Source organism: Bradyrhizobium sp. CB2312, assembly GCF_029714425.1.
GTDB lineage: Bacteria > Pseudomonadota > Alphaproteobacteria > Rhizobiales > Xanthobacteraceae > Bradyrhizobium.
The window spans coordinates 278654-293920 of sequence record NZ_CP121668.1 but is presented as its reverse complement, the minus strand read 5'-3'; the positions used below and the strand labels follow the sequence as shown (position 1 = coordinate 293920).

The following is a 15267-nucleotide window of genomic DNA, read 5'->3' as shown; positions in this document are numbered from 1 at the left end:
GCAACTCTATCTCTCTTGGGTCACGCCATCGGCCAGGCCATCGCCTGTCACCGACGCGTGATGCGGAACATGGGTGAGTGGTCCGGCTGGGTCGTGACGACGCCGAGCGGAATCACTGGATTCGTCGTATCGGCGAGCTCGACGCGGAACGCGCCGATCAGGCGCGCCAGCGCCAGCACCGATTCGGCCTGTGCGAACGGCGCGCCGACGCAGACGCGCGGCCCCGCGCCGAACGGCAGATAGGTGAAGCGATCGGGCGCCTCCGCCGACATGAATCGTTTTGGAATGAACGCATTCGGCTGGTCCCACAGCTTCTCGTGCCGGTGCAGCAGCCAGGGCGCGATCATGATGATGTCGCCCTTGCCGATCTCGACGCCGGCCGCATTGTCCTTCTCGCGCGCCGCACGCGCGACCAGGAAAGCGGGCGGATAGAGCCGCATCGTCTCCTCGATCACCGCGCGGGTGAATTTCTGCCGGTCGATGTCGGCCATGCTGTCGAGATGCTCGCCGCTTGTCTCGAGCGCCACCTCCTCCTGCGTCTCCGGATCGAGCGCGAGCAGATAGAGCGCCCAGAACAGCGCGGTCGCGGTGGTCTCGTGACCAGCGAGGATCATGGTCGCGACCTCGTCGACGAGCTGCTCGTCGGAAAAGCCCTTGCCGGTCTCGGGATCGCGTGCGGCGTCCATGAGATCGAACAGGTCGCGCGGCGGCGCGCCGTCCTTCTTGCCCATCTTGCGCCGCTCGGCGATCAGCATCGCGACGAATTCGGTCCAGCGCTCGCGGAAGCGGGCGCGGGCGAAATCCATCGGGGTCGGCCAGGACACCGGCAACAGCATGTCGAGGAAATACGGCCGTCCCAACCGCTCGCCGTACTCCATGACGAAATTGCGCAAGGTCGGCCCGTGCCGATCCATCCCGAACGAGAACATCGTCCGCCCGGCGATCTCCAGCGTCATGCGCTGCAAGATCTCGCGCAGATCGACCGGCTCGCTCGTGCGCGTTTCGAGCTTCGCAATGGTCTCGTCGAGCACCGCGGTCATGTGCGGAACCAGATTCGCGGTCGCGCGCGGCGTGAAGGCCGGCGCGAGCGTGCGGCGCTGAAACGTCCAGGAATGGCCTTCCGCGATCAGAAGGCCGTCGCCGAGCACGGGACGCAGCATGCGGATGCCGGCCGGCGTGCGCGTGTAATTCTCGTAATTGCTGAGCAGCACGTGCCGGATCGCATCCGGCTGGTTCAGGATGAAACTGTTGCGGAGGAAGAAGCGGCCCTTGATGACCTCTTCCTCGTAGGCACGCTGGCCCCAGGTTGCGATCATGTTGCGCCTGATTACCGCGACGCGGCCGAGGAACGACATGTCGTCGGGCGCGCGCGGCGGGGCCGGGGGGACGATGGGCCGACGCACACTGGCGATATTCATGGCTCCCTCCCGAGAGATATGGCGCAGGTCAATAGCTAGTAAGTCAGCTCGGCAATCGCAATCCTGTTCTCGGCGGCAGGCCAGAGCCGTGCCACAATCCGTTCTTCGCCGAACTGGGCCACGATGTTACGCCCGACCTCGCTGGCGGGCAGACGCAAGGTTGCCGCCGCATCCGTGGGCACGCCCGGCTTGACGTCGGCCGGCTCCTTGCCGTCGAACAGCACCACGTCCCGCGGCAGGCCCAAATAGCCGCGCGGGCGCGACATGATCACGACCGCGCCGGCATCCTTGTCTGCGGGGCCGAGCGGGCGCGCAGGCCTGAGATGCACGAGATCGGACGAGCGCGGGAACGGCGAGCGGTAGATGTGCGTCGTCGGCGCCTCCGACGATGTCAGGACGAATTCGAGCGACCATGAAGGATCGACCTGCACCACGCCCCAACGGCCGTCGATTCCGGTCTTCGCGCTGTGCACCGCATTGCCAATGCGCTCGCCGGTCTGGGGATCGACGCGGAAGACATCGACGGTAGCGCCCGCGACCGGACGATTGGTTGGCGCGCCGCCCGGGGTGCCCGTGACGAGGCCGCTCAGCCTGACGCTCTGCTCCGGCACGATCGCGATCCGCGCGGGCTCGCGTCCCGCGATGAACTTGTAGATCTCCCGGAAGGCGCGCGGGTGGAAGGCCACCTCGCGATGGTCGAGCGCGCCGAGCACGAGATTGGTGGCGCCTTTCAGCTCCGGCCCCTCGTTGGTCACATTGGTCGGCGTGCCGGGCTTGCCGATGAAGCGGCCGTCGGCTTGCGCATATTTGTCCATGCCGTCGCTGCGCAAGGTCAGGAAGGCAACGCCCGGCGTCACCTCACTCTCGCCCTCGTTCAGGCCGCGCAGGAACGGGCCGCGGCCATTGAACTCGTTGTTGGGCTGATCGTCAGTCGCGAACACGCCGTGATTGGGCGTGCCGCACAAGACGGCGTGGCTGACGTCGCCGGCCCCGCCGCTTCTGATGACGTTGCGGATCGCATTGCCACCGCGCGAGCTGCCGACCAGCGCCACGCGCGGAGCGCCAGTTCGGCGCTTCAGGTCCGCGATGGCGGCGGCAAGCTCGCGGCGCTGGTCCTCGATCGAGGAGCGACCGGCCTGCTCGACCGTGTCGTCGCTGCGCGCCAGGGGATCCGTGAAATTGATCGCCATCATGCGATCACGCGCGATGCCGTTGGATTCCATCCGCCAAAGCGTCGTCATCCAGAGCGCGTCATAGTCGCCATTGCCATGGACGAACAGGATCGGAGGTATCTCCGGAAGCTGCGCCGCTATCGGTGCCGATTGTGCCAGCGCGCCCGTCCGCAGGCTCGCAACCGCGAAAGGCAAACTGCCCGCCCCCAGCAGGATCGTCCGTCGCGACAGCCTCATCTGTTCCTCCCCGGCAAAACCATCTTTGCACCGCTTATACCGGCCTAACCACTGGACAGCGAAGGACTTTCGCGGGCATCACTGACTTTGCCGGAATCACCCGAAAACCACTCCAAGCCCACTTCTGCCAGCCCATATGGAAGGGGATATGACCGAGCAGCCGAACCGTCAGAAATTGGCCGCCGACGGCATCACCGCGCCGCTGCGGTTCACCGTGTTCCGGCGCATCTGGCTCGCCAGCCTGCTCTCCAATCTCGGCCTCCTCATCCAGGGCGTGGGCGCGGCCTGGGCGATGACGCAGATGTCGGCTTCCGCCGACCAGGTGGCGCTGGTGCAGACCGCCCTGATGCTGCCGATCATGCTGATCTCGATGCCGGCTGGCGCCATCGCCGACATGTATGACCGCCGCATCGTGACCCTGGTCTCGCTCGCGATCGCGCTGACCGGCGCGTCCGCGCTGACGATCCTGGCCGGGCTCAAACTGATCACGCCGGAGACGCTGCTCGCCTTCTGCTTCGTCGTCGGCAGCGGCAACGCGCTGTTCGGGCCGGCCTGGCAATCCTCGGTCAGCGAGCAGGTGCCGCCCGAAGCATTGCCCTCGGCCGTCGCGCTGAACGGCATCAGCTACAACATCGCGCGCAGCTTCGGTCCCGCGGTCGGCGGCGTCATCGTCGCCGCACTCGGCGCCGTCGCCGCGTTCGCCTGCAATGCGATCCTCTATCTGCCGCTGCTGGTGGTGCTGCTGCTCTGGCGCCGCTCGGTGGAGCCGTCGCGCCTGCCGCGGGAGAAGCTCAACCGCGCCATGGTCTCGGGCTTCCGCTACATCACCAATTCGCCGCCGATCAAGATCGTGCTGCTGCGCACGCTGGTGATGGGCCTGATCGGCGGCGCCATCATGGCGCTGATGCCGCTGGTCGCGCGCGACCTGTTGCATGGCGGCGCGCAGACTTACGGCATCATGCTCGGCGCGTTCGGCATGGGCGCCGTGGTCGGTGCGCTCAACATCCACGAATTGCGCAAGCGCATGAGCGGCGAGGCCGCGATCCGCGCCTGCACCATCTCGATGGCGTTCGCGATGGCCGCCCTTGCCGTGAGCACCGAGCCGGTGCTGACCGCAACCGCGCTGGTGCTCGCCGGCGCGGTCTGGATGGCGGCGGTGGCGCTGTTCAACATCGGCGTGCAGCTCTCGGCGCCGCGCTGGGTCGCCGGCCGCTCGCTCGCGGCGTTCCAGGCCTCGATCTCCGGCGGCATCGCGATCGGCGCCTGGGGCTGGGGCCATCTCACCGACTATGCCGGCGTCGAGGTCGCGCTGCTGGTTGCTGCCGGCCTGATGCTGATCTCGCCGCTGCTCGGGATCTGGCTCACGATGCCGCGCGTCGGCGCCCGCAACGAGGACGCCGACGTGCTGGCCGATCCCGAGGTGAAGCTGTCGATCACCGGGCGCAGCGGGCCGCTGGTGGTCGAGATCGAATATCGCGTGTCCCAGGAGAATGCGCGCGCCTTTCACAATGTGATGCAGGACGTGCAGCTCTCGAGGCAGCGCAACGGCGCCTATGGCTGGTCGATCGCGCGCGACATCGCCGATCCCGAATTGTGGACCGAGCGCTATCACTGCCCGACCTGGTTCGATTACCTACGCCAGCGCAACCGCTCGACGCTGTCCGAACGCGCGCTGCATCAACAGGCGATCGATTTCCACATCGGCCCCGAGCCGGTACGCGTCCGCCGCATGCTGGAACGGCCGTTCGGCTCGGTGCGCTGGAAGGAAGAGACGCCGGACCGCGGCAGCAAGGAGGTGCTGCCGGTGGTCGCGACTGCGGCGGGGAGCAGCACGTAAGCCGCGTCATTCCGGGACGGACCATCAGGCACGAACTATGATGCGCAATTGCGCATCAGAGAATCCATTTCCCAACGCATATGCCACTCGGTGGATTCCGGGTTCGCGCTTCGCGCGCCCCGGAATGACAGTCACTGCCCGTGGTCGGTCAGCACCTTGTCGCAGGCCTTGCTGAGGCGGGAGCGGTTCTGCTTCAGGCAGGCGAGCACGGCGCCATCGCCATTGTTCATCACGGCGCGGCAGTGACGGCTGACATCACGCGCACAGGCATCGTGACCGGGCTGCTGTTGCGCGGACGCAGCCGATGCGCACAGAAGCAAAGAAACAGTGAAAAGAAATCTGGTCATCGCGCAATGCCTTTACCCGAAAGAAGGTGGGGCGAAGCTAGTGCGACGATCTCTCAGCCGCAACGGCTTTATTGGCAGCAGACACCGTCGCTGCCGCGTGGCTCCGGCTTGACGCCGGGGCACATCGCGTGGGGACCTCGCAGATCGCGACGCTTGCGGCGTTGCAAGTTCTCTTAATGACTGTCCTGAGCGTCAGCGACCTTGCGTGAGGCGCCCTTGGCGAGGTCCTTGTCCATCACCGCGCGGCAGCCGGCGCTCAGATCCGAGCGATGCTTCATCATGCATGCGGTGATCTTCGGGATGTTGGGAATTTCCGACGAGCAGAGGCGGAAGGCATCGCCCGTGCACATCTGCTGCGCTTCGGCCGAGAAGGCGAAGCTCGAGGTCGTCGACACGATCGAGACGATGGCGGCAAAGCCCAGCGCCAGGCCGGTGTCGCGAATCTTGCTACTCAAGGACTTGGCCGAGAAGGACTTGGTCATTTGAAGCTCCCAATGGCGCCGCGAACGGCGGGCCCGTTGTTGATGGGAACTACGATGCTCCGCCAAAACAGTTTCCACTGTGATGACGGTCACGGGCGCCCCCTCCTCTGTGACATCGGTCACTTTGGCGCACCCCGCTGAAATTCCACCGCATCCGCTGTCGTGTTGGTGTCACGTTAACTGTTCCTTCGCATTAATGGCTCGTCGCGCGGGGGATTCCGCCGGTTTGGTTGCGTAATTGGAAAGAGTAGCGATGCGTAATGCGTTGGGCCTGATGCTGGCCAGTGTAGTTGCCGCGGTCGTGATCGCCGCCGGCGGTTGGTTTTATTATTCCGCGCGCGCCGACCAGGGCGCTCCCAAAACAGTTGCCGCCCGTGCCGCCGATCCGCTCCCGGCACCGGCGAGGCTCGCCGCCAGGGACGACGTCGAGACCACCGCCACGGTCGCGGCCAGGCCGACGGCATTTGCCCAGGCACCCGCGCCCGCCCCGGCCATGCCGATGCAGCCGAAACAGGCCTGCGCCAATCCGAACGCGCTGGGCGTCTCCCGCGTGGTCGAGATCGACACCACCGGCGGCCCCGGCTTCGGCTTCGATCATTTCAAGCAGTTCGACTTCCTCACCGACAAGGAGGTCGTGCTGACCTTCGACGACGGTCCCTGGCCGGTGAACACGCCCGCGGTGCTGAAGGCGCTCGCGGATGAATGCACCAAGGGCCTGTTCTTCTCGGTCGGCAAGCATGCGACCTATCATCCCGAAATCCTGCGCCAGGTGCTGGCCCAGGGCCATACGGTCGGCACTCACACCTGGTCGCACGTCAATCTGAACGGCAAGAAGATGACCGAGCAGATGGCCAAGGACGAGGTCGAAAAGGGCATCAGCGCGGTGAAATTCGCGCTCGGTGCCAACCCCGCGCCGTTCTTCCGCTTCCCGCAGCTTCAGCACAATCCGGCGATCGTGAGCTATTTCGGCACCCGCAACGTCGCGATGTTCTCGACCGATATCGACTCCTTCGATTTCCGGAAGGGCGCGACGCCGGAGAAGATCATCGAGACGGTGATGACGCGGCTCGACAAGCTCGGCAAGGGCATCATCCTGATGCACGACTTCCAGAAGCATACCGGCGAAGCGCTGCCGGCGCTGCTCGCGCGGCTGAAGGCCGGCGGCTACAAGGTCGTGCAGATGAAAGCCAAGACGACGCTTCAGACGCTGCCGGAATATGACGAGGCGCTGATGAAGGACATGAAGGTGCCGACCGCGGGCACGAACACGCGCCCGATCTCGAGCGTGGTGCAGACGGTTTCGCAGTAACGAGACCGATCAGCTGCAGATCTCTTGCGTCATGGCCGGGCTCGTCCCGGCCATCCACGTTCTTGGAGCAAGGCCGAAGACGTGGATGCCCGGGTCAAGCCCGGCATCAAGGAGGTCGACGACGGCATTTGGCTCGTCAGCTTCATGCACTATGATTTGGGATATTTCGACCTGGAGCAGAAAACCCTGCAACCCTCGACAACCCGTTCGGCACGAGGTTGTCACCCATCTCTTAGGTACGATCCGTGACCTATGTCTCCGGGCCGGACAAACTAGGCGCTGGTGCCGCAAGAGGGATTCGAACCCCCGACCCCGTCATTACGAATGACGTGCTCTACCGACTGAGCTATTGCGGCGAACCCTGCCGGGATCTCGGCGATGCCGGTCCCGATACGCGCGCTCCTGATATCGGGCATGGCCCGAATTGGCAAGGACAAGCGGGAGGCGAAATGCGCCTCACGCGCCCCAGCGGGACCAGAATCCGCGCCAGCCGCCGAGCTGGGCCTTGGCGTGGCCCTTGGGCGTGCCGATTTGTTCCGTGAATTCATCGCTCGGGCCGTCATCGTCGATCCCGGGATCGTCGGGGGCGCGGACGATCGGAATGACGGCCTGGATCGGCACGGAAGCAGGCATGCCGAGGTCGGCGCGGGTCCGGAACACCGGGGTTGCCGCAACCGGCGATGATTCGGCGATTTCGGCAGCCGATTTGACCGGCTCGGCGGGCGGGGCGGCCGGCTCCTCCTTGGCGACTTCCTTCGAAGCTTCCTTGGAAGCCTCCTTGGGAGCTTCCTTGACGGTTTCCTTGATGGGCTCGTCGACGACCTCCTTGGCCTCGGGAGGCGAATTGTCCTGGGCGGCCGGCGCCGGAACGGGCGTGGCCGCGGGCGGTTCCACCGGGGTTTCGGTCGGCGCCGCCGTCACCCGCTTCGGCGGCGGGGCGGCCAGCATGGCCTCCTCGAAGGCCGAGGATTCGATCGTGGTGCCCTTGTCGGAGGGAAGGCTTGCGACCGGCGTGTGCCACTGGAAGGCGTCGAGCCGGCCGGTGACCGGGGAGACCGGCCGCCAGCGGTCGCTGACATAGCCGTCCGCGGTCCAGGCCGGATCGTGGCGGGCACGCACCGCGCGCAATGTCCAGGCGCGGGCCCGGCCGCTGTCGCCATGCTCGGCGCGCTCGAGCTCGGCCATCAGCAGCGCGACACGCTGGGTCGGATCGTTGACGTAAGGCGCCAGCACCTCGCGCGCCCGCGCGAATTCGGACGCATCGATCGCGGCACGCGCGATCGCGAGCTGGCCCTCGACATGGCCGGGCTTGTCGGCGGGCGTCTTGGCTGCGAGCGTCTCGACCCGCTGCAGGCGCTGCCGCGCGGAATCGCCGAGCTTCACATGCGCATAGGCATCGGCGAGATCGGGATGCGGATTGGCGAGCCAGGCGGCCTCGACCAGCTTCATGGCACGGCGCACCTGATGCGCCTCGCTCTCGAATTTCGCGGCAAGCACCGCGGCCGGCACCAAAGTCGGCGCGAGCTTGATCGCCTCCATCACGCTCTCGCGCGCCACGTCGCGGTCCATGGTCTCCAGTTCCAGCGAGCGTGCGGTGAGCAGCACGCCGCGCTGCCGCCGATAGGCCTTCTTGTCGATCAGGCCCGCGGCGAGATTGGAATCGAGAATCGCGAGCGCGCCGCTCCAGTCGCCGCGCGCGCAGCGGAAGCCGAGCACGGCATGCGAGGCCCAGGTCGAGGACGGCGACAGCTTGATCGCTTCTTCCGCGATCATGACGGCACCGACCGCATCGTCGGCGCGCTGCGCCTCGATGAACAGGCCGCGCAGGCCGAGCAGGCGGGTATCCTCGCGCTCGGCCATGGCGCGGAAGACGCGCTGGGCCTCGTCGCGGTTGCCTTCGAGCTGGGCCGACTGCGCGTGCAGCAGCAGCGCCAGCGGATCGTTCGGCGCAAGCCGCCGGGCAGATTCGGCATGACGGCGCGCAAGCCCGATATCGCCATGGCCGATCGCGAGCAGGCCGTGGGTGATGGCGTGGCGGCCGCGTGCGTGGCGCTTCTCGCGGCTGCGGCGGCGCAAGCGCCCGGGTGCGCGCCAGACCATCGTCACGATGCTCCAGACCAGCACGACAACAGCGGCAAAGACGCCAAGCAGGAACACGAACCTCGGCAACGTCGTCGAGGCGCGGAAACCGCCTGCGGTCAGGACGAGATCGCCAGGCTGATCGGCAACCCAGGCCGCGCCGGCCGCTGCCAGCGCAATCAGGACAAGGAAGAGGACGATGCGAAGCATGGCGATCCCTATACGCGCTGATTATTGCGCGAACCTTATTGAACAGGCTTGGCGAGATCCGCCATGGCGTCGTCTGCGAATTTGCGTGAGGCGGCGAGCGCGGCGTCGCGCGCATCGGCCTTGTCGAGCCAGGCCTGCGCCGGCGCGCGATCGGCTTCCGTCAGCGTCTTCAGCTCGCGCCGCGCCTCGACGAAATCGTTGCGCAGCGCCGCAGCCGTGACCCGCGCAACAATCGCGCCGCGATCGTTGCCGACCCCGTCGGTGCGCTCGATGCGGACGAGCTTCGACGCTCCGGCCTGAAGACGCTCGACGATGCCGGCACCCGCGGCCGGCGTTTCCGCCGGCGGCGAGAGCTTGGGCACGATGTTGAGCAGCTCGCGGCTCAGCGCGACCGGCGTCGGGATGCCCGCCGCCGCAAACGCATCGAGCGGCTTGAGCATGTCGGGCTTGGCTGCGAACGACCGCGCTGCGGACAGCTGCGACTGATAGGGATCGCCGTGGCGAACGGCGACGTCGAGCAGGGCCGCTGCCACCACATGGCGCAGCGGCTTGTCGTCCACTGGCTTGGCATTGGCGATCTTCTCGCCCTGCTGCGCGAGCTCGGCCCTCTCGGTCCTGCTGGCGCGCTCGAGTTGCGCGACGCGCTCGTTGAGAGCGGCAAGATCGGGCGCGACAATGCTTGGTGCGGGTTTCGCGTCGTTCAGGGCGCTCGCGGTCTTGTCGGACTGCGCGCGCAGATTGGCGATGTCGCTGCGCAAGGAGCTTGCGGATTTTTCCAGCGCGTCGATCCGCGCCGCCATAGCGGGATCGGCGGCGGGCCTGCCCGCCTTGGCTTCGACCGCGGCGACGCGACCGGCGAGCGCATCGACGGTCGCGCTCGTCACTTGCGGCTCGGCAGGCGGCGCCTGCACGGCAGGCCAGCCCAGCAGCCAGCCGACGGCGATGACGAGCGCGGCAGCGACGGCACCGGCGAACGGCGCAATGACCCAGGGCGAAACCGGTGGCGAGGCGGGAGCGGGCGCGGCCGCGGCCTGCTCCTCGACGTGCTCCGGCTCGGCAGTGGCCGGCTCGGATTTTGCCTGCTCGGGCTCGGCGGGCTCCGGCGGAGCTTCAGGCTCACCCGCCGTCTCCTGCGGCTGGGTCGAGACATCAGTCGCCTCGAGGTCGATGGTCGGCGGTGTCCGCTTGGCACGGCCGGACTCGGGGGCCAATCCTGTACCTTCAGGCTTGTCGTCGGCCATCGTGACGGTTCCTCACACTTCCATACCAGAGCGGACCCGATTGCGTCGGATTCGGCCCGACCTCTTACGCCAAACGGGTCCTCAAAGCACGCTCCAAGGTATCAAATAAGGCATTTTCGTCTGGCGTTGCAGCCACCAGAACCTGCGACGCACCGGCCTCGCGCAGCACAGCGGCCACGTTCTCGGACAGGCAGCATTGTGGGATCGCCAATGCCGAAATTTCAACGCCTTCATCGCGCGCCGCATCCAGGAACGCCCGCGCGCTGCGCCGGGAGTAATGCAGCACCGCCTCGATCCCTTGAGCAGCGAATCCGTCGCAGACCTCGCGCGGAAGAATTTTGACCGGCGCCATGCGATAGGTCGTCTGCGTCACCACGCTGAATCCTTCCGCACCGAGCTCGCCGCCGAGATCGCGCGACAGATCCGCACCCGCGAGATAAAGCAGCGTGCTTTTTGCCTCTAGCAGCTTCTCGCGCGCGCTCTGCATCACCTTGTCGCGCAAGGAAGCGGCATCGCCGCCGGCGACGATCACATTCGTGAAGCCGGTCTCGCGCGCAACAGCGGCCGTATGCTCGCCGACGGCAAACAGCGGCAGCTCCACAAGCCCGAGATCCCGCAACTGCGGCGCCACGGCGCGGATCGCATTGGCGGACGTCACGATGATGGCGCCATAGCCCGCCTCGCTCTCGTCATGGAAAGCGACCGGCTCGAACTTGAGCACCGGCGCGAGCAGCACCGCATGGCCCCGCGCACGCAGATTGTCGGCGGTCGCCTCATTGTCAGGATGCGGCCGTGTGACAAGAATGGACATCGCTGGTGTTCCCGGGCACGACGCATTGACGAGGACGGCCGCGCGTGACGATTGCGCAAGCCGACCCCGGAATGCTACCGCGTTACCAGAACTCTGCTTTCCGGATGAGCGCAAGGGCGCAAATTGGATAACAATTCGCCAATGCTGGTATTGGGCATCGAAACCACCTGCGACGAGACCGCCGCGGCCGTGATCGAGCGCGCGCCTGACGGTGCCGGCAGGATCCTGTCCAACATCGTGCGGTCGCAGGTCGAGGAACACGCCCGCTTCGGCGGCGTCGTTCCGGAGATCGCCGCACGCGCGCATGTCGACCTGCTCGACGGCATCATCGACCGCGCCATGAGCGAGGCCGGCATCGGCTTCGCCGAGCTCGACGGTGTCGCGGCGGCCGCGGGACCGGGCCTGATCGGCGGCGTCATCGTCGGGCTCACCACCGCGAAGGCGATCGCGATGGTGCATGACACGCCGCTGGTCGCGGTGAACCATCTGGAGGCGCATGCGCTGACGCCGCGCCTCACCGATGGGATCGAATTTCCCTATTGCCTCTTCCTCGCCTCCGGCGGCCATACCCAGATCGTCGCGGTCACCGGCGTCGGCCAATATGTGCGGCTCGGCACCACTGTCGACGATGCGATCGGCGAGGCCTTCGACAAGGTCGCGAAGATGCTGGGTCTGCCCTATCCGGGCGGCCCACAGGTCGAGCGCGCGGCGGCGAACGGCGATGCTACGCGGTTTGCGTTTCCGCGGCCGATGCAGGGGCGCCCCGACGCCAATTTCTCGCTGTCGGGATTGAAGACCGCGGTGCGCACCGAGGCGAGCCGGCTCGGCAAAATCACGCCGCAGGACATCAGCGATCTCTGCGCCAGCTTCCAGGCCGCAGTGCTCGATTCGACTGCCGACCGGTTGAGTGTTGGCCTGAAGCTCTTTCGCGAGCAGTTCGGCGCGCCGCGCGCGCTGGTGGCGGCCGGCGGCGTCGCCGCCAATCAGGCGATCCGCGGCGCGCTGGATGACGTCGCGCGGCAGGCTGGAACGCAGCTGATCATGCCGCCGCCCGCGCTCTGCACCGACAATGGCGCGATGATCGCCTGGGCCGGCGCCGAACGCCTCGCGCTCGGCCTGACCGACACGATGGAAGCCCAGCCGCGCGCACGCTGGCTGCTCGATGCCAACGCGACGGCGCCGGCGGGCTACGGCAAGACGCGGGCGGGATACTGAATGGTCTGGTGTCGCCACGAGCTCAGCTTCACCTCGCCCCGCGTGCGGGGAGAGGTCGGATTGCATCGCAGATGCAATCCGTGTGAGGGGGACTCTCCGCGAGTCTCTCTGTCACCGTCCCCGCGGAGCCTCCCCCTCACCCCAGCCCTCTCCCCGCAAGCGGGGAGAGGGAGTGGAGAGATCGAGCCATGACCGCGTTCCAGTCCGTCGCTGTGATCGGGGCCGGCGCCTGGGGCACGGCGCTGGCGACCGTGGCGGCGCGCGCCGGGCGGAACGTGACGCTGTGGGCGCGCACAGCGGAGCACGCGGCGCGGATCGCATCGACCCGCGTGAATCCGCGGCTGCCCGGCGTACGGCTGGCGCCTGAGATCGCCGTCACGCACGAGCTTGCCGGCGCCGCACGTGCCGACATGATCCTGATCGCAACTCCGGCTCAGCATCTGCGCGGTGCGGTCAACATGCTCGCCTCGCATCTGGCGAAGCCGGCGCCGATCATTGCCTGCGCCAAGGGTATCGAGCACGGCACCCACAAATTCATGACTGATGTCATCGCGGAAGCCGCGCCGCACGCGCAGCCGGCGATCCTGTCGGGCCCGAGCTTTGCCGACGACGTCGCGCGCGGCCTGCCCACGGCGGTGACGCTTGCAGCGAAGGACGAAGCCTTGGCGAGCGCGCTGGTGCAGGCGCTGGGCTCGCCGACGTTCCGGCCCTATCACTCCACCGACATCCGCGGTGTCGAGATCGGCGGCGCCGCCAAGAACGTGCTGGCGATTGCCGCCGGCATCGTGGTCGGCCGCAACCTCGGCGCTTCCGCACTCGCCGCGCTGACTACGCGCGGCTTCAGCGAGTTGGCGCGGTTTGGGCGCGCCTGCGGCGCGCGCACGGAAACGCTCTCGGGCCTCTCCGGCCTCGGCGACCTCTTGCTGAGCTGCTCGACCGCGCAATCGCGCAATTTCGCGCTCGGTATCGCGCTCGGCCGCGGCGAGGCCGCGCCGGCGGGCAAGCTGGCGGAAGGTGCGTTCACCGCGCCGGTGCTGGTCGAGCTCGCAGCGGCGCGGAACGTCGACATGCCGGTCTCGCAGGCGGTCGCCGCCATCCTGGACGGCAGATTGACGATCGACGCTGCGATCGAGGGATTGCTGACGCGCCCCTTCAAGGCCGAGGAATAGCACCCGAGCGTCGGGTGGCACTTCACGGCCTGTGCACGCTGGTCTAGCCTGGCGGTACACCGCAGGATCCCGGTCCAACAATAATCAAACGGATCCCAGGGGAAACCGCATGCGCAAACCGCAGCACGCGATCGTTTCGATCGCCATCGTTACACTTGCCGCCATTTCCTTACCGACCATGGCCTACACCGAGGCCGCGATCTCCTATGACGAGCTCGCCAAGAACGAGGCGGCCGCCAATGCCGAAAACGGCAAGCGGGTCGCGCCCGTCAAATCCATCGCCAATCCCTCCAATGACGTCAGCTCCGACATGCAGGCCATGATCGGCGCGCCATTTCCGCCGCACTTCAATGCAGATCCCAAAACCCCGGCGGAGTGGAAGGAGCTGATCGAGCGGCGCGCAAAGCTGTCGATCGCGAACGTTCCGACGATGAAGGAGAAGCTCGGCGTCAAGGTCGAGGAGACCAAGATTGCCGGCGTGCATTGTTTTATCGTCACGCCCAGCAAGATCCCGCCCGAGAACCGGCGGCGCCTCCTGGTCCACGTCCATGGCGGCGGTTATGTGTTCGGGCCGGGTGAAGCCGCGTTGCCGGAGGCGATCATGATGGCGGGCTTTGGCGGCTTCAAGGTCATCTCGGTCGACTACCGTATGCCGCCCGATTTTCCCTATCCCGCCGCGATGGACGATGCGATGGCGGTCTGGAAGGAGGTCACCAGGGACCACGACTCCCGCCGCATGGCGATCTTCGGCACGTCGACGGGCGGCGCGATGACGCTCGCGATGGTGCTGCGGGCCAGGGACGAGAAGCTACCGAGGCCGGCGGCGATCGCGCCGGGCACGCCGTGGTCCGACATCGACAAGGTCGGCGACACCTATGCCAGCAACGAGTGGGTCGACAACGTGCTGGTGACCTGGGACGGCTGGCTCGGCCGCGCCGCAAAGCTCTATGCCAACGGGACGGACCTGAAGAATCCCTACATCTCGCCGATCTACGGCGACTTCAAGGGCTTTCCGCCGACCATCCTGACATCGGGCACGCGCGATCTGTTCCTCAGCAACACGGTTCGCACGCATCGAAAATTGCGGCGCGCCGGCGTGATCGCTGATCTCAACGTCTATGAGGGCCAGTCTCACGCGCAGTACCAGTTCAACATCAACGTGCCCGAGACGAAGGAAGCCTTCACCGACATCGCAAAGTTCTTCGATCGATATCTGAAGGAGTGAGGGCTGCGATGGACCCGCGGATGCCCGCGCTTGTCGCGGGCATCCGCGTGCCCTAAACATCGCACCGGCGTATCCAGGAACGGGGCAGATTGCGATGAACTACTGGCTGGTGAAATCCGAACCCTCGGTGTGGTCCTGGGACCAGCAGGTCGCGAAGGGCGCCAAGGGCGAAGCCTGGACCGGCGTACGCAATTACACCGCGCGCCAGAACCTCGTGAACATGAAGAAGGGCGACAAGGCGTTCTTCTATCATTCCAACGAGGGCAAGGAGATCGTCGGCATCGCGGAGATCATCAAGGAGGCCTACCCTGATCCGACCGACAAGACCGAGAAGTTCGTCTGCGTCGACATCAAGGCTGACAAGCCCTTGAAGACGCCGGTGACGATGGCCGCGATCAAGGCCGAGAAGAAGCTCGCAGACATGGCACTGGTGAAATATTCGCGCCTGTCGGTGCAGCCGGTCACGGCGGAGGAGTGGAAGCTGGTCTGCAAGATGGGCGGGGTCTAATCCGCCA

13 protein-coding genes and 1 tRNA gene are annotated in these 15267 nt (G+C 66.7%); 6 read left to right on the top strand and 8 right to left on the bottom strand.

The window, feature by feature from the left end:
• Positions 1 to 47: 47 nt before the first annotated feature.
• Complete coding sequence (locus tag QA642_RS01400) at positions 48 to 1418, bottom strand: cytochrome P450 (protein WP_283083050.1); 1371 nt, start codon at positions 1416 to 1418, stop codon at positions 48 to 50.
• A 35-nt stretch (positions 1419 to 1453) separates the two neighbouring features.
• Positions 1454 to 2827: a hydrolase gene (locus tag QA642_RS01395; protein ID WP_283083049.1), complete on the bottom strand. Its 1374-nt coding sequence runs from the start codon at positions 2825 to 2827 to the stop codon at positions 1454 to 1456.
• A gap of 148 nt (positions 2828 to 2975) precedes the next feature.
• Here QA642_RS01395 and QA642_RS01390 point away from each other — a divergent pair, with 148 nt between their 5' ends.
• Positions 2976 to 4664 carry an MFS transporter gene (locus tag QA642_RS01390; RefSeq protein ID WP_283083048.1) on the top strand — a complete coding sequence of 563 codons (1689 nt, stop codon included), beginning with the start codon at positions 2976 to 2978 and terminating at the stop codon, positions 4662 to 4664.
• 131 nt (positions 4665 to 4795) lie between these two features.
• On the opposite strand, the gene QA642_RS01385 is transcribed toward QA642_RS01390, so the two are convergent.
• Both QA642_RS01385 and QA642_RS01380 read right to left on the bottom strand, forming a co-directional pair.
• On the bottom strand, positions 4796 to 5011 hold the full coding sequence (locus tag QA642_RS01385) for a cysteine rich repeat-containing protein (RefSeq protein ID WP_027561760.1): 216 nt from the start codon (positions 5009 to 5011) through the stop codon (positions 4796 to 4798).
• 173 nt (positions 5012 to 5184) lie between these two features.
• Positions 5185 to 5493 carry a hypothetical protein gene (locus QA642_RS01380; RefSeq protein ID WP_283083047.1) on the bottom strand — a complete coding sequence of 103 codons (309 nt, stop codon included), beginning with the start codon at positions 5491 to 5493 and terminating at the stop codon, positions 5185 to 5187.
• A 253-nt stretch (positions 5494 to 5746) separates the two neighbouring features.
• On the opposite strand from QA642_RS01380, the gene QA642_RS01375 reads away from it, so the two are divergent.
• Positions 5747 to 6802 (top strand): polysaccharide deacetylase family protein, encoded by a 1056-nt coding sequence (locus QA642_RS01375; protein ID WP_283083046.1) that lies wholly within the window; start codon positions 5747 to 5749, stop codon positions 6800 to 6802.
• Between the two features lie 280 nt (positions 6803 to 7082).
• Here the strand turns inward: QA642_RS01375 and QA642_RS01370 are convergent.
• The 4 genes from QA642_RS01370 to QA642_RS01355 all read right to left on the bottom strand — a co-directional run bounded on the left by QA642_RS01370 (position 7083) and on the right by QA642_RS01355 (position 11143).
• A tRNA-Thr gene (locus tag QA642_RS01370) sits at positions 7083 to 7158 on the bottom strand.
• A 100-nt stretch (positions 7159 to 7258) separates the two neighbouring features.
• The gene (locus QA642_RS01365; protein ID WP_283083045.1) at positions 7259 to 9091 is read right to left on the bottom strand and encodes a heme biosynthesis HemY N-terminal domain-containing protein; all 1833 of its coding nucleotides are present in this window, start codon (positions 9089 to 9091) and stop codon (positions 7259 to 7261) included.
• Positions 9092 to 9126: 35 nt separating this feature from the next.
• Positions 9127 to 10332 (bottom strand): hypothetical protein, encoded by a 1206-nt coding sequence (locus tag QA642_RS01360; RefSeq protein ID WP_283083044.1) that lies wholly within the window; start codon positions 10330 to 10332, stop codon positions 9127 to 9129.
• 64 nt (positions 10333 to 10396) lie between these two features.
• Positions 10397 to 11143, bottom strand: a complete 747-nt coding sequence (locus tag QA642_RS01355; protein ID WP_283083043.1) for a uroporphyrinogen-III synthase — start codon at positions 11141 to 11143, stop codon at positions 10397 to 10399.
• 141 nt (positions 11144 to 11284) lie between these two features.
• Between QA642_RS01355 and tsaD the strand changes: the two genes are divergently transcribed.
• The 4 genes from tsaD (at position 11285) to QA642_RS01335 (ending at position 15260) form a co-directional block, all read left to right on the top strand.
• Positions 11285 to 12358 carry a tRNA (adenosine(37)-N6)-threonylcarbamoyltransferase complex transferase subunit TsaD gene (tsaD, locus tag QA642_RS01350; RefSeq protein WP_283083042.1) on the top strand — a complete coding sequence of 358 codons (1074 nt, stop codon included), beginning with the start codon at positions 11285 to 11287 and terminating at the stop codon, positions 12356 to 12358.
• 188 nt (positions 12359 to 12546) lie between these two features.
• Entirely contained in the window at positions 12547 to 13527 is a 981-nt protein-coding gene (locus QA642_RS01345) for an NAD(P)H-dependent glycerol-3-phosphate dehydrogenase (protein ID WP_283083041.1), read from the top strand.
• A gap of 109 nt (positions 13528 to 13636) precedes the next feature.
• Positions 13637 to 14752 carry an alpha/beta hydrolase gene (locus tag QA642_RS01340; RefSeq protein WP_283083040.1) on the top strand — a complete coding sequence of 372 codons (1116 nt, stop codon included), beginning with the start codon at positions 13637 to 13639 and terminating at the stop codon, positions 14750 to 14752.
• Between the two features lie 94 nt (positions 14753 to 14846).
• The gene (locus QA642_RS01335) at positions 14847 to 15260 is read left to right on the top strand and encodes an EVE domain-containing protein (RefSeq protein WP_283083039.1); all 414 of its coding nucleotides are present in this window, start codon (positions 14847 to 14849) and stop codon (positions 15258 to 15260) included.
• Positions 15261 to 15267: the final 7 nt, after the last annotated feature.